Below are 21,305 nucleotides of genomic sequence, written 5' to 3' on the forward strand. Positions count from 1 at the left end.
ACTTGTAGTTATTTTTAAAATCCCTATTTTTACTAAGATATAGTTTTATAAAATATTTATCTAAAAAATTATTTTAGTACCCTACAAATAATTTCTTGTTAGAGAGCAAATATTTTATAGGACTATATTTTTTTGCTATAATTAGTATGAAATTTATTTTGAGGAGATTTTAATGAAACTTATATCGTGGAATATTGATTCTTTAAATGCGGCACTTACTAGTGATTCTGCTCGTGCTTTGTTATCAAGAGATGTTATTAATACTTTAGTAAAAGAAGATGCAGATATAATTGCAATTCAAGAAACAAAATTATCAGCAACTGGGCCCAGCAAAAAACATTTAGAAATTTTAGCTGACTACTTCCCAGCTTATGAAGTAGTTTGGCGTTCATCGGTAGAACCTTCCCGCAAGGGTTATGCAGGAACAATGTTTTTATACAAAAATACCCTGCCCCAACCAATCCTAACTTATCCAAAAATAAATGCACCGACAACTATGGATAGTGAGGGTCGTATCATAACTTTAGAATTTGCAGAATTTTTTGTTACGCAAGTTTACACACCAAATGCTGGCGATGGTTTAAAAAGATTAGCCGAAAGACAAGAATGGGATATTAAATATGCCGAATACTTGGCAGAATTAGACAAGCAAAAACCAGTTTTAGCAACAGGAGATTATAATGTTGCCCACAAAGAAATTGACCTAGCCAATCCAGCTAGCAACAGAACATCACCGGGCTTTACAGATGAAGAAAGAGACGGCTTTAGCAAGTTGTTAGCCCGAGGTTTTACAGACACATTCAGATATGTTCATGGCGACATCAAAGACGTTTATTCTTGGTGGGGACAAAGGGTAAAAACTAGCAAGATAAACAATACTGGCTGGAGAATAGACTACTGGCTAGTTAGTAATAGACTAGCCGATAAAGTTAGAGTATCAGAAATGATTGACTCTGGTGCAAGACAAGACCACACACCTATAAAATTAGAAATAGATTTAAATTTTTAAAATTATAATTTCTTTATTTTATTTTTAATATGTGCTATTATGAAAGAGGTATAATAAAACAAGAAAGAGGTGTTTTAAATGCAAAAATTTTCAAGAAAATGGGAAAAAATTTGTGCTTGGATAGCTAATATTATCATGATTTTATTTTCAACCTTGCTTGCTTTCGTAGTTTTTAGTGGCGAACTTAGTGATTTAGTTAATAGTCAAGAATTCAAAGGAGCTTTTGAAGAAGGTTTAAGAAGTTCTAATAGAGCATCTACAAATTATGATTTAAATTTTTTATTGTCGAGCATAACTACATTTTTAAAAATTTATACAATAATCATTGTAGTAATAACAGTTCTTGCTATAATTTTTAGTTTCTTAATGAAGAAAAGAATATTGGCAGGAGTGCTATTTTTAATATTAGCTATACTGACATTTTTAGTAACAGTTGCTTGGCTATTCCCAGTATATATATTATACCTAGTTGTAGCTATAAGGTTATTTATTAGAAAACCAAATGATGATTTCAATAATTTCTCAAATAATAGTGAAGATAATAAAAATATTGAAGTTGATAAAATAGAATATATTTAAAAAAATCCCGTCTAGGCGGGATTTTTTTATCCTAAAATACAAAATTACAAATAATTATTTCATAAATTAAAAAAATTTTTTTCAGTAAAAAATTAAACTCGAGTCTTTAAAATTAAAACTCGGATTTTTATTTTTAAAAACAAGTAAAAAACCTTATTTTTATACTTAAAATTATAAGTATAGGAGTGGAGATTATTTTCTTGATATATTAATAATATATGCAGGTTTTAAAATGAAATTATTATTAATAGTAGCTATATTAAGCATAAGGATAAATATATTTCAAATTATTTTTAAGAAACTAAATGCAAATTTTAAAATAAAATCATTGCAAGAACTAACAAAAAATTTAGTTTTTACAATGATTTTTTATTTTGAATTAAATTTATTTTTTCAAATGCTAAATTAAAAATTTAGTCTGCAACAACTTTCAACTGCCCCAAGATAGTAAATAATTTTTCTTGGGCTTCTTCCAAAGTGAAGCTAGTTTTTAGCAACCAGTAGCTAACAAAGGCAGTAATTCCTCCCGAAAAAATATGAATGTAGGAAGTATCAATTTGCATTGAAGTTCCATCAACTCCTTGCATATTAGCAGAAATCAACATTTCATTAAAAGCGGCATAAAAGGCTGCTGGCTGACTGGTTAATAGTTGATAAATTACAAAACGATGTTCTTCAACTGCCCTCAGAATATTATCTAAAAATAATCTGTTTTCAGCTTCTGTAATACTAGCTAAGTCTTTGACAAGTGGTTTACAGGCCTGCTCGATTGAAAAAAGAATTTCTTTTAGCATACTGTCGTAAAGATGTTCTCTAGTTTCGTAATGTTGATAAAAGGCATTTCTTGACACTTGGGCTAGGCTGCATATTTCCTTAACAGAAATTTTAGTTATTTCTTTTGTTTGTAGTAATTCTAAAAATGCTTTTTGCAAGGCTAATTCAGTTTTTTTAAAACGTAAATCTTCTTTCAAAATGACACTTCTCCTTTTTTTGTCCTGTAAGTTACAAATTGTTCGAAACTGTAAATTGACGAAGTCAAATGACAGATGTAATATATAAAATATAACAGAAAGAAACTTAGAAAGCAAATAGCAACTTGTTCAAGTAAAATTTTAAATTTAAAAATTTTATTGTTAAGTATTTTTTATTTGCTTAATCAAGACTAAATATATTTTTGTAGTTTGATTATTAATAAAAAATATTTCTGTTAGTATAAATAAAATTATATTTGAAATCGAAAGGTTGGTATATTATATGAAAAAACAAATGAAAATTGTATTACAAATGGTGTCAGGTTATGGTGGAGAATTTAAAACATGGCGTTTACCAGAAGCTAAGGCAGATGCCTACACTGATATGGATTTATATGTTGAAATGGCACAATTAGCAGAAAAAGGAAAAATTCATGCTCTATTTATGGCAGATACTCCTGCCCTTGTTAATGATTTGACTAATGACAGTCCAATGCACTCGATGGACCCCCTAATAGCCATGACTTCTGTTGCTCGTGCGACAAAAAATATTGGTCTTGTTGGAACATTTTCAACAACATTTAATGAGCCTTATAATCTTGCTCGTCATCTCAAAGCACTAGATGTTGTTAGTCATGGTCGTGTTGGTTGGAATGCAGTAACAACTTCAACACCAGCAACAGCTGCAAACTTTGGAGCTCGTTTAAAATCTAGTCATGAACGCTATGGTAGAGCAAACGAAATGATTGAAGCTGTGCAAGGTCTTTGGGGTTCATGGGGCAAAGATGCTTATGTTCACGATAAAGAATCTGGTACTTTTGCTGACACTAGAAAAATTCGCGCCCTTAACTATAAAGGAGAGTATGTTCAAACACAAGGTCCACTACCTATTCCACCGTCAGATCAAGGGCAACCACCTATTTTCCAAGCAGGACCAAGCCCAGAAGGTATTAAACTAGCAGGACGTTTTGCATCTGGAGTTTATGCAAATCCATTTAGTATTGAAGAAGCTCGTGAATATAGAAATATGTTAAGAGAAAGTGCAGTTGCTCATGGACGTTTAGCTGATGAGATAAATGTTTTCACAGGATTTATGTTTACTATTGCAGACAGTAAGGAAGAAGCACTTGCCCGTCGTAGAAAAGTATTAGAATTTGATAAACAAGAATTAGCTCATCGTTTAGCCTATCTTGGAGCCATGGTCGGATTAAATTTCCAAAGTATTGACCCTTATCAACCAGTTCCTGAAAGTTGGTTAAAATCAGCCTATGCCAATCCACACGACCCACGTTCTTACCGTGCCTTAGAAGTTTTAAAAGAAGGCTATTCACCAGTTGACACCCTAGCCCATGGAGTTATTAACTATCACCCGGTAGTTGTAGGAACAGCAAAAGATGTAGCCGACTTCTTACAAGAATGGTTCGAGTCAGGAGCAACAGACGGATTTTCAATAGTTCCAGATTTAGCCCATGACGGAGTTCGTGATTTCGTAGAAAAAGTTGTACCTATTCTTCAAGAACGTGGAATTTTCCACAAAGACTATGAAGGTTCAACTCTGCGTGAAAATCTAGGTCTACCTTATCAATACGGCACTAGAGAAGAAAAATAAATAAATATGAGTAGTGAAGAATTTTCTTACAAGTTAAGTCTTCACTACTTTTTATTTTTCAAATTTTATTTTAATAATTAATTTATTTAAAAATCTCAATAAAATAAAAAATATTTTTACCAATCAAATTTAAAAAAATTATAATAATTTTTAATCAAGATATTAAAAAATAATTTTATACTTAGATAAATCACCCCAAAAATATTAAAAATTAAATTTCACTTTACTTATAAATAAATTACAAAATTTTAAATTAATAATTAGAAATTTATTTCCCAAGCTATCAAATAAATTTACAGCCATAAAATTTTACCCTAAAAGTTTTAATATTAACTTAGAACTTATTTTTGCAGATGTAATTAAAGAAAATTTTTGAATTTCTCCTCTTAATAAATTAGAAAAATTTAGAAATTTATTTCCCAATCTATCAAATAAATTCACAGCCATAAAACTTTACCCTAAAAGTTTCAATATTAACTTAGAACTTATTTTTGCAGGAAGAATTAAAGAAAATTTTTGAATTTACCCTCTTAATAAATTAGAAAAATTTAGAATTTTATTTTCCAAGCTAACATAAAAATCCCAAAGAATAAAATTTTTTAGCCTCTGGGATTTATTTTTTAAATAATTTTATTAATTTTTAAATTTGCCAACTAAACTACTAGGTAATTTGCTCGTAATACTTTTTGTTATAAAAAATAGGATTATTAAGAACAAGCCTTTAATTATATTAAAAGGAATAATACCGTAGGCTACGATAGTTTTAACATTAGTTACTATGTCTGATAAGTTTATTATGTAACCGTACAGGGGTAATAAAATAAAATAATTCATTAAAGACATTACTAATGTTATAGCTACAGTTCCTACTATTCCACCTATAATAGTTTGTACATTTCCTTTTTTATAAAAATATACTAAGCAAGTTAAGAATACAAACTCAACTATTATATTGGCTATACTTCCTGTTGGTTCGTGTGAAATTAAGGAGAAGTGCAGGAAATTTTTTAGTAATGATATTACTAAAGTTTGTTTGTAACCTAATATAGATAAACCTACAAATATAGGAATAAATGATAAATCTAAAGTTAAAAATGGTGGCAAAAAAGGCACAGCCATTTTCACTAAAGATAGAATAAGAGAAACTACTGCAAGAAGTGCAGTTAAAATAAGTGTATGTGTATTTTTTTTATACATATTAACCTCTTTCCTATCTTCTAAAGGCAAAAAAATAACGTATTCAAAATTGAATACGAGGCATAATGGTACAACAAATAAACTTTCTACAAAGTTACCTATGACCTATCTTCTACCATCCAGACTATACTGTCGGTTTTGGAATTGCACCAAATCAGCTTACGCTCGCAGACTTTACTGCCGATCGGGAATTTCACCCTGCCCCGAAGATAATATTAAATTTTATAGCTAAATTATAGCTAAAAAAATATTCTTTGTAAAGTAATAAGTTGTATAAATAAGCAATTAATATTTAAAAAATGGATGCTAAATTTACAATTATTCTATAGTAATTTGTAATTGTAGAAAAAACTTTTAAAAAATGGTATATTAAAGCTAACCTTATACATAAAGGAGGATAATAAATGAGTACTTATAAAATTCTGGTTGTAGATGATGAAAAACCCATTGCTAAAATATTAGAATTTAATTTAAAAAAAGAGGGTTATGAAGTTGTCATGGCTCATGACGGAGAGCGTGCAGTTGATTTAGCCTTTAGCGAAAATCCAGATTTAATTTTACTTGACTTGATGCTACCAAAAAAAGATGGTATGGAAGTGTGTAGAGAAGTTCGTAATAAAATGAATGTTCCTATCATTATGTTAACAGCAAAAAATAGTGAAATAGATAAGGTCTTAGGTCTTGAGTTTGGGGCTGATGATTATGTAACAAAACCATTTTCAACTAGAGAACTGATGGCAAGAGTAAAAGTTAATTTAAGAAGAACTGCCAAAGCTAACGAGGAAAAAGCTGAAGAAGAAACTGATGAATTAAGAATTAAAGATATAGTTATTTATCCAGAAGCATATATAATTAAAAAACACGGAGAAAATATTGATTTAACTCGCAGAGAATTTGAATTGTTTTATTACCTATTCCAACACAAAGGACAAGTTTTAACAAGAGAAAATTTATTGCAGACAGTTTGGGGTTATGACTATTTTGGAGATGTCAGAACCGTGGACGTTACAGTAAGACGTTTACGTGAAAAGATAGAAGATGATTCAGCAAATCCAATTTATATTGCTACTCGTAGGGGGGTAGGATATTTTATGGGAGTAGATGAATAATGGCATTGGAATTAAAACGTAAAAAAAGATTTTTTTCATCAATTCGTTTTAAATTCGTAATAGTCTATGTTTTAGTTAATATTATATCCTTACAACTTGTTGGAGTTTATTTTACAACGCAACTGAAATCAAAAAATATTGCTACCTTTCAAAATACAATAGTAGAGCAAGAGAAAAAGTTAAATTATAACATTTTAGAAGAAATGGTAAAAATACCGACAAGTGCCGACAAGTTAGCCATAGAAACCAACATAAAAAAAATAGCTACCGAGTTCACAACTACAAAATTATCACTGCTAAATATAGTTGATAATGAAATGACCATAGTTGCATCGTCAACAACAGACGGAAGTAAAAATTATTCAGGCAAACGTTCTGTTGACCCTATCGTTAGGCAGGTAATCAAGACAGGAGAAAGTGCCAGCAAAGAACAGACTGATGACAGTGGCAAAGTCTACTGGGTTTATGTAACACCGGTAAAAAGTGATGACCAAATTTTAGGAGCTATCTACATAGTTACAGATATTGGTAGTGTCTATGATGAAATTGCCGATATGTCTAACCTCTTGCTTATAGCAACTGTATTTTCTATTTCGGTGGTAACTTTTATAGGATTTTTTGCTTCAAAAACTATAACAAACTCTATCGAAAAAATGAGTTCTCAGGTAGATAATATGGCAGAGGGAGAATACGGAAATATTATTGGCATAAATACAAATGATGAAATTGGAGATTTAGCCATAGCCTTCAACCAAATTTCAAAAAAAATTAAGGAAGAACAGGGCATTACAGAAGCCGAAAGAAGAAAGTTATCAACTATTATAAGTAGTATGATGGACGGAATTATTTCAACCGATAGTAGCGGAAAAATAATTTTGATAAATCAAAGTGCCAAAGAAATGCTAGCCTATGATGAAGATTATATATTCATAGGTAAGGATGTTTTAAAGATATTAAATATTACAGAATACCAAACAATTTCAGAAATATTAGAAGCAGAAGACAGTCTTTTAATATCTATAAATGAAAATGATGAAGAGTTACTTTATAGAATAGAATTTACTCAGGTTATAGCAGAAGACCCAAATGAATTTTATTCTTTATCAAAAGTAGACGGTTATATCATAGTCTTGTACGATGTAACCGAAAAAGAAAGACAAGAAAAAGAACGTAGAGAATTTGTATCAACCCTATCTCACGAACTTAGAACACCACTAACAACTATGAATAGTTACATAGAAGCCTTAGAAGAAGGAGTAATTCACGACAAGGAATTAGCCCCAGCCTTTATAGACACTATTCATAAAGAAACTGTCAGAATGATTCGTATGGTAAATGAACTAATGCAACTCGGCAAGATGGATATAAAAGAGGAACATTACGACAAGGAACTTATGGATATAAATAAATTGGTAGAAAAAATAGTTGAACGTTTTAAAATGACCCACACCGATAAAAATTTTATTTTACATACACCAGAAGAACCCGTATTTGTTGATGGTGATTATGACAAACTTACCCAAGTATTCGACAACATAATAAACAATGCTGTCAAATATTCACCAAACGGAAAAAATATTGTTGTGCGTGTTAGACAAAACTACAATCAAAATAGGGTCAGTATATCCATAAAAGACGAGGGAATGGGTATACCACTAAGCCATATCGACAAAATATTTACCCGCTTTTACAGGGTGGATAAAAGTCGCCAGCGTAGCATGGGGGGAACAGGTCTAGGTCTATCTCTAGCAAAATCTATTATAGATGCCCACAGGGGAAAAATTTGGGCACAAAGTAGAGAGGGTTACGGAACTATTGTTTTTGTTATGCTACCTTCTGAAAATATGGCAGAAGAATGGTTATAGAGGTGAAATATGTTGAGAATTAAAAAAGAACGCATAAAAACATTTATTCTTCTAATTTTAATAAGTAGTAGCTTATTTTTAACCTATATAATAGTTGGCTACAAAACAAACTATGAAATACTAGGTGGTATCATAGAAGGTAAACAAGAAAATCAAAACATAACAAAAATACAACAAAATTCTCTGAACCTACTAAGTCCCTACATAATAATAAAAAACAATGTAAATGCTATGGAGGAACAAGCACTACCAAATACCATTACAAAAGTTTCTAATGTAGAAGCCATTAAAAATAAAAATAATATTTCTCAGATAATAAAAGAATTGTCAGACTTAGATGTAGAAGTTTCAAGAATTAGTAATAATTCTATTAATGACATAATAACTCAAAGTAAAAACTACTTTATCATGAAATATAAAAACGATATTGACACTCTGTCCTCACAGGTACTTTATTCAGATGTAGATAAGCAGGCAATCAATTTAGATATTGATACAATTTTGCTATCAGATTCTAAAGACAACATCCTTTATTTTTACAAAAATGGAACAGAAAACTATATGCAGGTAGTTTTTAAGGAAAATATTTATAAAAGAATAGATGATTTATTTGTTAAAAATTCAAAAACATATAACAAGTATGTAATAGCTGGGTCTAGAGATTTTTATGTAAAAAAAGTTGCTGACTATACCATAGATGAATATAATACCTACAAGGTTGATATCAAAGATGTTTTTAATGATATTTTTAGTGCTAAAGGAAATGTCAAAATTAGCACATTAGCTTCCGAAACAAAAGAAATTACAGACGGTTATTCTATTCTTAGACAAAATGCAGACAGCATGATTTACATAAATCCATCTAACATGATAAATAATGCCAGAATTTTAAAAAGTAGTGAGATACAGTCAGAAGCAACAAGTTTTTTAATTTCTAGTTACTTGCCAAATTCCTACTATTCAACTCTTGGAATTGACGGAGATACAATAAGCTATCAAGAAGTATATAAAGAAGGTTTTGCATTTTCTGATGATTTAACAAGTGATATTAAAGTAAAAGTTACTAAGGAAGGAGTAGCTCAATTAACTATTCCTAGAGTTCATAAAGAAGCCCTAGTTTCTTCTAGCAAGTTGCCACTATATCACTTAGAAAATATAGCTGTAGTATTAAATTATATATATGCGAAGTTAGATATAGAAAAATTTATGGATATGGAATTAGCTTATAAAAAAACATATAAGAAGGATAGAATTATATACAGTCCAGCTTGGTATATAAATTATGACGGTAAATATTATAAATTTTCAGACTTAAAAGAAAAAAGGGTTAAAGGTGAATTATAATGGATTGGGGAAAAATAAAAACATTATTTATATATTTATTTCTAGTCTTTAATTTAATCTTAATTTCGATCTACGGATACTTAGTATATAAGAACAGGGTTGTAAATTATCATGAAATAGAGGCTATTGTTGCCTCTATGAAAAATGATAATATTACTGTCAAAGAGGTAGATAACACCAAAGAAAATTTAGGTTATCTATCAGCAGTTATTAAAAGAGTTGCTGAACCAGATTTAAGTTCTAAAGTTGGTTCTTACTCTTATTCATTTGAAAGTAAAGACGGACTAGAAAAGTTAAATATTAAATTAGAAAAACCTTTGACAAATATTAATTCTCCAAATTATAAGGAAGTACTTAGCAGTTTTGTTAATGCAGACCTAACAAAAAATAAAACCTATGTTTTTGATGCTTATTTACCTAAAGAGCGTGTGGTGAATTTCCGTCAAACCTATGAAGGTGTGGTTATAAATTCTAATAAAAATGCCCTGATTCAGTTTGAAGTTGAAGATGACGGGAATATTTATAGACTTAGCCAAACAGCCTTTACAGATTTTAAAAAAGAAAATACGACAAATATAGCTTCTTATTCGCAGGTAATAAATAAGTTATACCACGAAAATCTTATCCCAAGGGATAGTGAAGTTAAGGCTACTATAGGGTATTATACCTATATTTCAAATGTAGAAAATCAAGTTTTAATACCGTCGTGGAAAGTAACCATAAGCGTAAAAAATAAAAATATCGAAAAAATATATTATGTTGATGCTATTAATATCAAGATATTAGATAAGAATGAATAAATATTTTTACAAAAAATATACTTGGTTAGAAGATAAGAAAATTTTTAATGTAAAAAATATAATAAAATATTTATATAAATAAAAAAAGACAGCCGTAAAGTTGTATTTTTTATTATTTAAACTTTTTAAATTTTTTATCAATGAGCTTTACAAAGATAATAAAAACTCTCAGAAATAATTTCTGAGAGTTTTTTAGTGTTCGCTGTTACCTTTTAAACTTAGCAACTCTTGTATTTGATTTAAAGAATATTCTAGCTGGTCTCGTTTTACATATAAAGAGCTGTATTCTCTTGTATCAATAATGCCAGCCTCTTTTAATATATTTGTTTGATAAGTTATTGCGGGGGGTGATACCTGGAAAAATTTACTTAGTTTTTTATTAGTATTTAAACCAAAACTAATCATTCTTAAAATATCTAATCTTGTATCATCAGATAGAGCCTTTAAAACTTTTTTACTAATTACTTCAGCTTTTTTCATTTTTTTAGCATAAAAAATTGAATCAAGACCTATGCAATAGATGGGTTTATTGTGGGTGTTGTTAAAAGTTGTATCACCTTCATTAGGTTTAGTAATAATGTTGATACGGTTAGCTCCAAACATCAGGGGAGCTACCTCTATTTCATTGCCACATCTTTCTGCTTCTTCTAAGGAAATTCTTTTTATATCCTTATATTCTCTTTGCAGGGCTGATAATTTTTCACTTCCTAAAAAGTTGATACTAGCCTTATAAATTTCTGCCTTATCCATAGCTAAAACTTTTTCTAATTTTTTACTGAACAAGTCTTCAGCTTTTGTGAAATAATTTAAGTAAATTGGATATATAGTTTCAAAAACTTTAAGGGTGTTAGCTATAAATTGGCTAGGATTTTCATATATTTGCAATAGATAGTATTTTACTTGACCACTTTCTTGTAGATTTTTTATAGCTTTTACAGTTTCAGCGTCATTACAAGCTGTTGAACCTATTAACATTTTTAATGTAAATTTTATTTCTTCATCAGTCAATGTTTTTATGGTAGCTAAAAATTCAGCTACATTTTCTATATTTTGTTTTTTGTATAGACTTCTATAAGTCATTTGTAACATGGGATAAAAAGGTGAACAGAATACATTATTAAAATCTAAAATGTGGGAACTAATTTCATTATATAGAGCCTTATATAGTGTGTAAAATTCAATAGTATCTATTTTATTTTGTTTTTCTTCTAAGCTAAACATATATTCTGGATTTAAACATTCAAGCCCGATTATGAAATCTAGCAACTGTCTTTTTTCTTTTGATGAAAATTTCATGATTTTATTCCTTATTTAATATTATTATAAGTATAATTTTACATTAAAAATTTATTTAATTCAATTTTTTAATTTTAATATAAGTAGGAAAAATAAATATTTTAATTTTTGAATTTATGTCAGTTTATATAATATTATGTTAGTTAAAAAATATTTTTATGGTATAATATGTAAATATAAATTTTAGAGGAAAATAAATAAGAGGAGATGTTTTTTTGAAAATATCTATATTGGCAAGTGGTAGTACGGGCAATAGTATTTATATAGAAAAAAATAATTTTCGCTGTCTTATAGACGCAGGTACGACCGGAAAAAGAATAACAGAAAACTTAAAAAAAATAGGTAGAGATATTAAGGATATAAATCATCTGTTCGTAACTCATGAGCATGTAGACCATATTAAGAGTGTTGGAGTTTTAGCAAGAAAATATAATATACCGATTTATGCCAACAAATTGACTTGGGAAAATATGAATATCGGTCAGATAGATACAGACTTAAAATTTCATTTTGAAAAAGATGAAACAAAAGATTTTGATGGAATTAGTATAAGTAGTTTTGGAGTAAGCCACGACGCAGCAAATCCACAATTTTACACCTTTGAAAGTGGCGGTAAAAAAGTTAGCATTCTTACAGATACTGGTTATATATCCGATAAAATGATAGAGCAAATTAAAAATTCTAATAGCCTAGTATATGAGAGTAACCACGAAGAAAATATTTTACTAAGTTGTTCATATCCCTGGAAAACAAAACAGAGAATATTATCTGACAGGGGACATTTGTCAAATACAGACGCGGCAAATTACCTAACAAAAATAATAGGAGATAAGACAAAAAATATCTATCTTGCCCACCTAAGTTTAGAAAATAATACTAAAGAATTGGCCTATATGACGGCAAGAGGAGTTCTATCTAACTATGGTTTTGACTGTGAAAATGATATAAATATTAAAGATACAGACCCGGAAGAACCGACCGACTTAATTTATATCTAATTTACTAAAATAAAATTTTAAGAAATTCATTAGAAGTCTATAAATAATAATTAAACATATATTTAAAGGAAACAGGAAATTTAAAACATATTCAATTAAATAATCAGAAAATTACATAATTTTCAGTAAAATATAAACAATTTACTATTGCAATTTGCTATAAAATCTTATAATATATATACTATGTTAAAAAATAATAACTACAAATCAGACTATTGATTTGTGAAACTCAGGGGAGGGGTAAATAGGTGAAAAAATTATTAGAAATTAAAAATTTAGAAACAGCATTTAGAATAAAAGATGATTATTTTAATGCAGTAGATGATGTAAGTTTAGACTTATATAGTAATGAAGTGTTGGCAATAGTTGGAGAGAGTGGTTGCGGTAAATCTACTTTGGCTACAACAGTTATGGGGCTACACAATGAAAACCTAACCCGCTCTACTGGAGAAATTATTTATAATAATAAAAATTTATTAGACCTATCTGAAGAAGAATTAAATAAGATAAGAACTAAAGAAATAGGAATGATTTTTCAAGACCCCCTATCATCTTTAAATCCACTACAAAGAATTGGGAAACAGATAGAAGAAGCTCTTGTATATCATACAGAAATGAAAAAAGAAGAACGTGAAAAACGTGTTATCGAATTATTAACACAAGTTGGAATACCAAATCCAGAGCGTTGTGCAAGACAGTATCCTCATGAACTTTCAGGTGGTATGCGTCAACGTGTTATGATAGCTATGGCCTTATCATGCAAACCGCAAATTATTATTGCCGACGAACCTACAACGGCGCTTGATGTTACAATTCAAGCACAAATTTTAGACTTGTTAAAAGAATTGCAAAGTGAAATTCATGCAGGAGTTATTTTAATTACACACGACCTTGGAGTAGTTGCCGAGATGGCTGACAGGGTTGCTGTATTTTATGCAGGACAAGTTGTGGAGTTAGGAAATGCAGAACAAATTTTTAAAAATTCTAAACATCCATACACAAGAAGTTTATTAAGAAGTATTCCCCAACTTGACGGAGAAGAAAATGATGCCCTTTATGCCATTGAAGGTATGGTGCCATCAATTAAAAATCTTGATAGACAAGGTTGTCGTTTTGCAGCTCGTGTGCCATGGTTAAAAGCAGAAGACCACGAAGAAAATCCAAAATTACATGAAGTAGAAGAGGGACATTTTGTTCGCTGTACTTGCCACGAAAAATTTACATTTCAGGGGGAGGATAAATAATGATAAAAATTGAAAATTTAAAAGTTCACTATCCAATCCGTGGTGGATTTTTCAATACAATTCAAAGTTACGTTCACGCAGTAGACGGAGTAGATATAGAAATAGGTGCGGGGAAAACATACGGACTAATCGGAGAATCTGGCTCTGGAAAAACTACTGTTGGAAAAGTTGTACTTGGTTTAGAAGAAGCAACGAATGGAACTATAACTTATAAAGACGAAGACGTAACTAAAAAAGCCAACAGAAAAAAATTAAACTATAATAAAGATGTGCAAATGATTTTTCAAGATGCCATGTCTAGTTTAAATCCTAGAAAAAGAATTATTGATATTATTTCTGAACCTATTAATAACTTTGATAACCTATCTGAAGAAGATACGAAAAAACGTATTTTAGAATTATTATCAATAGTCGGTATGGGTGAAGATGTCTTGTATAAATATCCATTTGAATTTTCAGGAGGACAAAGACAACGTATTGGTGTCGCTCGTGCAATAGCTTGTAATCCACGTCTTATAGTTGCTGATGAACCAGTTTCTGCCCTTGACCTTTCTGTGCAGGCACAAGTTCTAAACTTTATGAAAAAAATTCAAAGAGATTTTAATATTTCCTACCTATTTATTTCTCATGATTTAGGTGTTGTTAAACACATGTGTGATTATATTTATATCATGTATCGCGGAAGAATAGTTGAAAGAGGAACTCGTGATGATATTTACAACAATCCTCAACACATTTATACTAAACGTTTAATTGCTGCTATTCCAAGTACAAACTTAGACAAGGCAAAAGAAATTATTAAAATTCGTGAAGAAGTAGAAAAAGAGTATCAAAAACATCAAAATGATTATTTTGATAAGGACGGCAAAGTCTATGCTCTGAAAAAATTAACAGATACGCACTATGTAGCTATGAAAGGAGGGGAAAAATAATATGTGGAAAGTAATATTAAAGCGTGTTATCGTCATGATTCCTCAGTTATTTATTCTTAGTTTATTAGTGTTTGGTATGGCAAAATTAATGCCGGGCGACCCATTTTCAGGTCTTGCAGAAAATCCAAAAATTTCACAAGAACAAATCGAGCATATTCGTATGGCAAAAGGATTTTATGACCCATGGTATGAGCAGTACTGGCACTGGTTAAAAGATTTCTTTAAGGGTGATTTTGGTCTGAGTTATGTTACTGGTAAATCGGTAAATACCCTAGTTGGAGAAAGAATTTTTAATACCCTAAATCTTTCAATCCTAACAGCCATATTAACTTATGCAATAGCTATACCCCTAGGTATGTATGCAGGTAGATATAACAATTCAAAAGGAGATAAAGCTATCAACTTATATAATTTTGTAGCCTTGTCAGTTCCTAACTTTGTTCTTTATCTAGTTATGATTTTATTATTTGGTTTTCAATTAGGTTGGTTCCCAACAAGCGGTTCTGTTGATTTAGGTCTTCAACCAGGAACATTATCATATTTCATAAATAAATTACACCACTTAATCTTGCCAGCAACAACTATGGCATTACTAGGTACGGTTGGTACTATTCAATACTTGCGTAATGAAGTTATTGAAGCCAAACAAAGTGATTATGTTAAGACTGCCCGTTCAAAAGGTGTACCTATTAAGAGAGTATACTCAGGTCATATCTTTAGAAACTCTTTATTGCCGATAGCAGCTTTCTTTGGATTTACTATTACAGGATTATTTGCTGGTGGTATTTTTGTAGAAACAATTTTTGGTTATCCAGGTATGGGAGAATTATTCTTCAAGTCGGTAACAGATAGAGATTATAGTGTTGTTACAACATTAATGCTATTTTCAGGATTTTTAACACTGGTTGGTAGTGCTTTGTCAGATATTATCATGGCAATAGTAGACCCACGTATTAAGTTGGATTAGGAGGATTATTAAAATGACAGAAATTAAAAAAAATGAAGCTGTAACTAAATATCCTTCGGCATTTTCAGTTGTAGCACGTGAATTTAAAAAAGATAAGATTGCATTAGTATCATTAATTACTTTGAGTGCGATAATATTATTTGTTATTGGATTTAATATCTATATTCGTTTGACAGATTTATATGCCAGCTATCATGAAGTAAATATTTTAGATAGATTTTTATTACCGGGTGAAGATGGTTTCTTACTAGGTACAGATGCTGGAGGACATTCGGTGTTCGGCTGGTTAATGATGGGAATAGGAAATTCTCTTTTAATATCAGTTCTAGTAACTACTTTAACTGTTGGTTTTGGAACACTAGTAGGACTTACAATTTCTTACTATGGAGGAGCAGTAGATAATATTGCAATGCGTATTATTGACTTTTTAGTTATTCTTCCCTACCTAATGATTATCATAGTTTTCGTTAGTGTTTATAGGGGATATGGCGTGATAAGTTTTATCCTTATGCTTGCTATATTATCTTGGATGGGTTCTGCCCGTCTAGTACGTTCTAAGACTCTATCTGAATCAAGACGTGATTACGTTCTTGCTTCTAAAACTATGGGGACAAGTGATTTTAAAATTATGTTTAAAGGGATATTACCTAATATCGCCTCTATCATAATAGTAGAAGCAACCCTATTGCTAGTATCTAATATGGGTACAGAAGTAGCCCTAACATTTTTAGGTTTCGGTTTACCAGCGGGAACACCATCAATAGGAACTTTATTATCTTACGCTCGTGATGCTGATATTCTAGTTCATAGAATGTATATCTGGTTGCCAGCAGCCCTATCAATTTTAGTTTTAGCCTTATGCATAAACTATATTGGTCAAGCCCTACGTCGTGCCTTAGATGCAAGACAAAGATTATAAAAAAGAAGATTAGTTTTACTAATCTTCTTTTTTAGTGAGTAAATGTTTTTTAGATAAATTTTTAATGATATCTATATTTACTCAATTTCTTCCCTAGTTGTTTTTTCTTTTTTATGCTCTTTAAATATACTTCTAAACATTACTATAGCTGTGGTAATAGAAGAAATAGCAATTATTATTCCTAAAAATTCACTTTCAATAAAGTATTTATTTATAAAATAAATTAAAATATTAGTATATACAAGTATCTGATATTTGTCTGTAAACATTTTATCTCCTCCGCCTGCTTATATAAAATTTATTTTTTATCCCTTAATTATCTTATTATAACATATATTTTTTATAATTATAAGTCTATTTTTAATTTTATTTTATGCTAGTATGATAAAAAAGATTAGTATTTATAAAATTAGTAGACTTAGAAATAAAAAATTAAATTTTTATATTATTTGTCAAAAAATATTAGTTAAAGTATTTAATTAATATGCAGAATATATTTATAAGGATTGATAATATGAACTTGAAAAAATTATTTAAAATATCCCATATAGTTGATAATTTAAAAAATAAGAAAAAAATAAAAAATTATATAAGGATAACTTTATAAAATTTAATATACTTGTAAATACATTGCTAATAATTCTCATAAGTAATGATATCAGGAATAATCTTCAAGGTAAAACAATATTTACGATTATAGTCTTGTTATTAGTATCTTTATTTTTCAATAATTACATTTATGATTATAGAATTAATAATATAATAAAAATTTTAAGTTTGATAATGTTAATTTCATTATTCTTTTATTACAATGATTACCATAAGTGCTATATGGCTACGATAATTTTGATTATAGCAATTAATGTATTGCAAGATTTATTGTGATATAGTAAATTTTTGCTTTTAGGAGACGTGGCTATGATTAAAAATTTAATGTTTTTTATTTTTATTAAAAAAATATATTTATAAGAGAATTATCAGATATATATATTATCCTGTTCTTTTTCTGATAATATTAATGATAAAATTCAAAAAATTTGGATTAGTATACGAAAAAGACGACTAAGTAGTCGTCTTTTTAAATTTTCAAATTCAAATTTTACTACTAAACAGAAAAAATAATTTTATTATTTTTTATAATTATACTATTTTGCAAACGCAACACTCCTTATTGTACCATATATTTTTTAAATATAATACTTGTTTTTTGATTTTTTATATGTTATAATAAGAATGCAAATAGAAGAGATCACACTATTTAAAATATTAAAATTTTATTAATAAGGGGGACGATTAAAATGAATAAAAAAGTCAAAATTGCTAGTGCTATTTTAGCATCCAGCCTGCTTATCACACCAATCTCTGCTTTAGTTAGTAATTATGATAATGTGGCTAAGGCTGAGAATAGTAAACAAAAAAAGAAAGAGGTAGTGAGTAGAAAATTTTTATCTTCAGAAGAACATAAAAAAATAGTAGCTAAATTATATGAAGATAAACTTATCGATGACAATAAAAAGAAAGAAATAGAAAGTATATTACAGGATAGAAGCTTCGGGGGCTGGGTATGGGTTGAAAACTTTAGTGATGGGGCTAAAGATGTGCATATTCCAGGATGGTTGATTGCTGCTGGTTCTGTTGGAGGTGTAATAGCAGTAAATGAGGCTTTAGCAACTGTAGCAGCTTCTTCATCTTTAGTGGCTAAAATAATGGGAACTTCCTCTTATCGTGGTTTAACATGGCTTGCTAATTTAGCTGTAGGTTCTTTTACGTGGGACGCTATGAAAAATGGAATAGTTTTATACTACACTAATCCACAAGAAAAATTAATTTGTGCTTTTGGAAATTGCTACTATGATACTGTTTATACATTTAGTCATATGAGAATAGATTACTAATATGTTAAATGATATAATAAAATCTATCTTAAATTACAAGCAATTTTTTGATATATATGGCATAATATTAGTTACTATAAATTTAAATTTATTTTTTAGAATTGGAAGTAGCTGGCGTATAGGAAATTTCTATAATTTACACACTTTAAAAATAACTATTATATCCTCTATTCCGATAATTAGCTTAATATGTATAATAAGTTCAGATATGAATAAAGTAGCTCTGTTAAAAACAATAACTACATCTACTTTAACTTTAATGTTTTTTACTGTAATAGCAATAAAAATATTAAAAATTCATTATTTAAATTATAAAAATAAAGCTAATAAAAAAGACGACAAATAGTCGTCTTTTTAAATTTTCAAATTCAAATTTTAGTATTGAACAGAAAAAATAATAAAATTATTTTTTATAATTATACTATTTTGCAAACGCAACACTCCTTATTCTGCCATGTATTTTTTTAGATATAATACTTGTTTTTTGCCTTTGTATATGTTATAATAAAAATACAAATAGAAGTGATCACACTATTTAAAATATTAAAATTTTATTAATAAGGGGAGGCGATTAAAATTAATAAAAAATTAGCTTCAGGTCTTAATGGAATAGGTAAATTAGGTTCCCTTATATATAACGTTGCAAAACATCAAAAAAATTTAGGATATGGAAATGTAGAAGCCCTTAAAAGAGCTACTAGAATAGTATTAAAAAACTTCCCTGACAGAGATTTAGAAGCAATATATCAATTATTTGCAATTGATGGAGTAATAAGAAGTTGCACTTAAATAAATATATTATTTATATATTCTACTTATTTCCATTATCTATAACTATACAATTTTTAAATGCAATATTTTTAAAAAGTAATGTGATATATATAATATCTAATATTTTGTGTGCATTGTCAATTGGGGTATATTTATTTGCAATTTATTATAAGAAAAAATATAATAAAAAAGACGACAAATAGTCGTCTTTTTTAATGAAAAATATTTTTAACTCCCTAAATATATAAACTAAAAAATTTTTTAAATAATACAGTTTAATTTTAAAAGTGTACTATATAATTTTGCTTTAATTTAATAGTCATGAAAACTTTATAATCTAATGTTAATTTCCCTGTATTATTTATGTTTTTATCTTAATTAAATAGATGGCTGTTTTTCACTTTTTCCTTGCTTTATAATGTTTTATAAGCTATAATTAAAATGTAAGATATATCTTAGTAGAAAATATTTTAAAATATATTTAGTTGCAAATAAATATATTAAATTAAAAAATAAAGGAAAGAAATATCATAAAAAATCAAATCAAATTTACAAGTGCTGTTCTTTCAGCTAGTTTAATTATAGCTCCCATTATGCTTGGGAAAAAATTAGAGTAGCAGGAGGAGCTTTAGCATCTTTAGGGGCAGAGATACTAGGAATAAAAGGAGTGTCTGATAATTGTTTCGAATAAGTGATACAATAGCATTATTCATCGTAATATTCATTGTAATATTTTTATTAATAGAAAGTATTATATACAAAAAAAATATTTAAATTCCAGTAGAATTTTAACAAATTATTTATTGAGTAATAAAAAAGAATTAAAATATATAGCACATACTATTTATAATTGTAAAAATGAAATAGAAAAAATAAAAAAAATTAGAAAAATTTATAATTTAGATATATTGAATGCTAAAAAAATAATAAATAAAATTTATGAAATAAAAGACGACAAATAGTCGTCTTTTATTCGTTCATTCAAAATTATTTTTATTTCATAATAATTTATCCTCATATAAAAACATCCCTAATAAAGTAGAGGAGATTTAATCAAAAAAACTTTCTTGCTTAAATTTTTTAGTTTTCATTTCTTCTATTTCTAGCAAGTCTTTTTCTTGTCCGAAAATAAAGTCATCATTTTTCTTATAATTATCACTTTTAACTTTTTTACTTAACTTGTCAAAATTTCCCTTTTTAAAATCTAGGATAGCTTCTTTGGCTAGCTTGTCAACTTCTTCATTTAGACTAACGCCACTGTGGGCCTTAACCTTAATAAAATCAATTTCAACCTCTTGCATAATTTTTTTGGCAAAACTTGCATAATATTTTGTATAGTCAAGGTTGGCTTGCCAGTCGCCTTTAGCCCAAGCAGCTATGCCCATGTAGTCAAAGTAGATTGCTATTTTTTTAATCTTATTTTCTAGTGCATAGTTCATAACGAATTTTGCAGCTTCTAATTCTCCTGCTACATTGCGTAATTCTGCAATTTCTCTGTTGTTATTTGCTAGTTTTTTTACTATTTTATTTCCCTTATCAACAATAACAATTCCAGAGCCGTAAGTAAATGTTTCTACATCAAAACTACCGTCGATAAAGGCGTAAGTTTCATATTCATTTGTAGTATTTGGATTTTCTTTTATTTCATCTTTTAAAAAGTTTTGGGCATCTTGTAAACTAGCAAATGCTTTATATATTGCTCCCTTGTAGCCCTTAACCTGTATTTGACACTCTTCCCAAGTTTGAAAAATTCCTGTTTTTTGTCCTTTTTTTACTGCGTAAAATTTTGCCATATTCCTC

At 28.7% G+C, this 21,305-nt stretch carries 20 protein-coding genes and 1 riboswitch; of the genes, 14 read left to right on the forward strand and 6 right to left on the reverse strand.

Annotated features, from left to right (window positions below; genetic code table 11):
- Nucleotides 1-172 precede the first annotated feature (172 nt).
- Complete coding sequence (locus KMP11_RS00485) at nt 173-1,009, forward strand: exodeoxyribonuclease III (RefSeq protein ID WP_215755843.1); 837 nt, start codon at nt 173-175, stop codon at nt 1,007-1,009.
- A 78-nt stretch (nt 1,010-1,087) separates the two neighbouring features.
- Nucleotides 1,088-1,588 carry a DUF4064 domain-containing protein gene (locus tag KMP11_RS00490; protein ID WP_215755842.1) on the forward strand — a complete coding sequence of 167 codons (501 nt, stop codon included), beginning with the start codon at nt 1,088-1,090 and terminating at the stop codon, nt 1,586-1,588.
- Nucleotides 1,589-2,001: 413 nt separating this feature from the next.
- On the opposite strand, the gene KMP11_RS00495 is transcribed toward KMP11_RS00490, so the two are convergent.
- A complete protein-coding gene (locus KMP11_RS00495) occupies nt 2,002-2,559 on the reverse strand; it encodes a TetR/AcrR family transcriptional regulator (protein ID WP_216279902.1) in 558 nt (185 codons plus the stop codon).
- A 283-nt stretch (nt 2,560-2,842) separates the two neighbouring features.
- On the opposite strand from KMP11_RS00495, the gene KMP11_RS00500 reads away from it, so the two are divergent.
- Nucleotides 2,843-4,168 (forward strand): NtaA/DmoA family FMN-dependent monooxygenase, encoded by a 1,326-nt coding sequence (locus tag KMP11_RS00500; protein WP_216279903.1) that lies wholly within the window; start codon nt 2,843-2,845, stop codon nt 4,166-4,168.
- Between the two features lie 309 nt (nt 4,169-4,477).
- Here the strand turns inward: KMP11_RS00500 and KMP11_RS00505 are convergent, their stop codons facing one another.
- Entirely contained in the window at nt 4,478-4,615 is a 138-nt protein-coding gene (locus KMP11_RS00505; RefSeq protein WP_216279904.1) for a hypothetical protein, read from the reverse strand.
- A gap of 186 nt (nt 4,616-4,801) precedes the next feature.
- Nucleotides 4,802-5,365, reverse strand: a complete 564-nt coding sequence (locus KMP11_RS00510) for an ECF transporter S component (RefSeq protein WP_215755840.1) — start codon at nt 5,363-5,365, stop codon at nt 4,802-4,804.
- Between the two features lie 103 nt (nt 5,366-5,468).
- A riboswitch (FMN riboswitch) is annotated at nt 5,469-5,580 on the reverse strand.
- 189 nt (nt 5,581-5,769) lie between these two features.
- Between KMP11_RS00510 and yycF the strand changes: the two genes are divergently transcribed.
- The 4 genes from yycF to yycI are packed head-to-tail and all read left to right on the forward strand — an operon-like array spanning nt 5,770 to nt 10,483.
- Complete coding sequence (yycF, locus tag KMP11_RS00515; protein ID WP_215755839.1) at nt 5,770-6,474, forward strand: response regulator YycF; 705 nt, start codon at nt 5,770-5,772, stop codon at nt 6,472-6,474.
- Nucleotides 6,474-8,339 (forward strand): ATP-binding protein, encoded by a 1,866-nt coding sequence (locus tag KMP11_RS00520; protein WP_216279905.1) that lies wholly within the window; start codon nt 6,474-6,476, stop codon nt 8,337-8,339. The genes yycF and KMP11_RS00520 overlap by 1 nt, the downstream gene beginning before the upstream one ends.
- 9 nt (nt 8,340-8,348) lie before the next feature.
- Nucleotides 8,349-9,683 carry a hypothetical protein gene (locus KMP11_RS00525; protein ID WP_216279906.1) on the forward strand — a complete coding sequence of 445 codons (1,335 nt, stop codon included), beginning with the start codon at nt 8,349-8,351 and terminating at the stop codon, nt 9,681-9,683.
- Entirely contained in the window at nt 9,683-10,483 is an 801-nt protein-coding gene (gene yycI, locus KMP11_RS00530) for a two-component system regulatory protein YycI (RefSeq protein ID WP_216279907.1), read from the forward strand. The genes KMP11_RS00525 and yycI overlap by 1 nt, the downstream gene beginning before the upstream one ends.
- A 192-nt stretch (nt 10,484-10,675) precedes the next feature.
- On the opposite strand, the gene KMP11_RS00535 is transcribed toward yycI, so the two are convergent.
- Nucleotides 10,676-11,779 (reverse strand): ArsR/SmtB family transcription factor, encoded by a 1,104-nt coding sequence (locus KMP11_RS00535; RefSeq protein WP_216279908.1) that lies wholly within the window; start codon nt 11,777-11,779, stop codon nt 10,676-10,678.
- 215 nt (nt 11,780-11,994) lie between these two features.
- On the opposite strand from KMP11_RS00535, the gene KMP11_RS00540 reads away from it, so the two are divergent.
- The 5 genes from KMP11_RS00540 (at nt 11,995) to KMP11_RS00560 (ending at nt 16,839) form a co-directional block, all read left to right on the forward strand.
- On the forward strand, nt 11,995-12,777 hold the full coding sequence (locus tag KMP11_RS00540; RefSeq protein ID WP_215755834.1) for an MBL fold metallo-hydrolase: 783 nt from the start codon (nt 11,995-11,997) through the stop codon (nt 12,775-12,777).
- A gap of 248 nt (nt 12,778-13,025) precedes the next feature.
- A complete protein-coding gene (locus KMP11_RS00545) occupies nt 13,026-14,021 on the forward strand; it encodes an ABC transporter ATP-binding protein (RefSeq protein WP_216279909.1) in 996 nt (331 codons plus the stop codon).
- Nucleotides 14,021-14,953 carry an ATP-binding cassette domain-containing protein gene (locus KMP11_RS00550; RefSeq protein ID WP_216279910.1) on the forward strand — a complete coding sequence of 311 codons (933 nt, stop codon included), beginning with the start codon at nt 14,021-14,023 and terminating at the stop codon, nt 14,951-14,953. Before KMP11_RS00545 ends, KMP11_RS00550 begins: the two co-directional genes overlap by 1 nt.
- Nucleotide 14,954: 1 nt before the next feature.
- Nucleotides 14,955-15,920: an oligopeptide ABC transporter permease gene (opp4B, locus tag KMP11_RS00555; RefSeq protein ID WP_215755831.1), complete on the forward strand. Its 966-nt coding sequence runs from the start codon at nt 14,955-14,957 to the stop codon at nt 15,918-15,920.
- A 13-nt stretch (nt 15,921-15,933) separates the two neighbouring features.
- Entirely contained in the window at nt 15,934-16,839 is a 906-nt protein-coding gene (locus KMP11_RS00560) for an ABC transporter permease (protein ID WP_305798414.1), read from the forward strand.
- A 77-nt stretch (nt 16,840-16,916) separates the two neighbouring features.
- Here the strand turns inward: KMP11_RS00560 and KMP11_RS00565 are convergent, their stop codons facing one another.
- The gene (locus KMP11_RS00565) at nt 16,917-17,108 is read right to left on the reverse strand and encodes a hypothetical protein (RefSeq protein WP_216279911.1); all 192 of its coding nucleotides are present in this window, start codon (nt 17,106-17,108) and stop codon (nt 16,917-16,919) included.
- Nucleotides 17,109-18,137: 1,029 nt separating this feature from the next.
- On the opposite strand from KMP11_RS00565, the gene KMP11_RS00570 reads away from it, so the two are divergent.
- Nucleotides 18,138-18,734, forward strand: a complete 597-nt coding sequence (locus KMP11_RS00570) for a hypothetical protein (protein ID WP_216279912.1) — start codon at nt 18,138-18,140, stop codon at nt 18,732-18,734.
- A 1-nt stretch (nt 18,735) separates the two neighbouring features.
- Nucleotides 18,736-19,080: a hypothetical protein gene (locus KMP11_RS00575; protein WP_216279913.1), complete on the forward strand. Its 345-nt coding sequence runs from the start codon at nt 18,736-18,738 to the stop codon at nt 19,078-19,080.
- A gap of 1,474 nt (nt 19,081-20,554) precedes the next feature.
- Here KMP11_RS00575 and KMP11_RS00580 read toward each other — a convergent pair.
- A complete protein-coding gene (locus tag KMP11_RS00580) occupies nt 20,555-21,298 on the reverse strand; it encodes a ribonuclease H1 domain-containing protein (protein WP_216279914.1) in 744 nt (247 codons plus the stop codon).
- Between the last annotated feature and the right edge of the window lie 7 nt (nt 21,299-21,305).

This window comes from Gemella sp. zg-570, assembly GCF_018866345.1.
GTDB lineage: Bacteria > Bacillota > Bacilli > Staphylococcales > Gemellaceae > Gemelliphila.

What these genes read in the sequence shown, in the direction of transcription:
- KMP11_RS00485 (WP_215755843.1), top strand. Translation starts at nt 173, where the DNA reads ATGAAACTTATATCGTGGAATATTGATTCTTTAAATGCGGCACTTACT.
- KMP11_RS00490 (WP_215755842.1), top strand. Translation starts at nt 1,088, where the DNA reads ATGCAAAAATTTTCAAGAAAATGGGAAAAAATTTGTGCTTGGATAGCT.
- KMP11_RS00500 (WP_216279903.1), top strand. Translation starts at nt 2,843, where the DNA reads ATGAAAAAACAAATGAAAATTGTATTACAAATGGTGTCAGGTTATGGT.
- KMP11_RS00505 (WP_216279904.1), bottom strand. Translation starts at nt 4,615, where the DNA reads ATGGCTGTGAATTTATTTGATAGATTGGGAAATAAATTTCTAAATTTT.
- KMP11_RS00510 (WP_215755840.1), bottom strand. Translation starts at nt 5,365, where the DNA reads ATGTATAAAAAAAATACACATACACTTATTTTAACTGCACTTCTTGCA.
- yycF (WP_215755839.1), top strand. Translation starts at nt 5,770, where the DNA reads ATGAGTACTTATAAAATTCTGGTTGTAGATGATGAAAAACCCATTGCT.
- KMP11_RS00520 (WP_216279905.1), top strand. Translation starts at nt 6,474, where the DNA reads ATGGCATTGGAATTAAAACGTAAAAAAAGATTTTTTTCATCAATTCGT.
- KMP11_RS00525 (WP_216279906.1), top strand. Translation starts at nt 8,349, where the DNA reads ATGTTGAGAATTAAAAAAGAACGCATAAAAACATTTATTCTTCTAATT.
- yycI (WP_216279907.1), top strand. Translation starts at nt 9,683, where the DNA reads ATGGATTGGGGAAAAATAAAAACATTATTTATATATTTATTTCTAGTC.
- KMP11_RS00535 (WP_216279908.1), bottom strand. Translation starts at nt 11,779, where the DNA reads ATGAAATTTTCATCAAAAGAAAAAAGACAGTTGCTAGATTTCATAATC.
- KMP11_RS00550 (WP_216279910.1), top strand. Translation starts at nt 14,021, where the DNA reads ATGATAAAAATTGAAAATTTAAAAGTTCACTATCCAATCCGTGGTGGA.
- opp4B (WP_215755831.1), top strand. Translation starts at nt 14,955, where the DNA reads ATGTGGAAAGTAATATTAAAGCGTGTTATCGTCATGATTCCTCAGTTA.
- KMP11_RS00560 (WP_305798414.1), top strand. Translation starts at nt 15,934, where the DNA reads ATGACAGAAATTAAAAAAAATGAAGCTGTAACTAAATATCCTTCGGCA.
- KMP11_RS00565 (WP_216279911.1), bottom strand. Translation starts at nt 17,108, where the DNA reads ATGTTTACAGACAAATATCAGATACTTGTATATACTAATATTTTAATT.
- KMP11_RS00570 (WP_216279912.1), top strand. Translation starts at nt 18,138, where the DNA reads ATGAATAAAAAAGTCAAAATTGCTAGTGCTATTTTAGCATCCAGCCTG.
- KMP11_RS00575 (WP_216279913.1), top strand. Translation starts at nt 18,736, where the DNA reads ATGTTAAATGATATAATAAAATCTATCTTAAATTACAAGCAATTTTTT.
- KMP11_RS00580 (WP_216279914.1), bottom strand. Translation starts at nt 21,298, where the DNA reads ATGGCAAAATTTTACGCAGTAAAAAAAGGACAAAAAACAGGAATTTTT.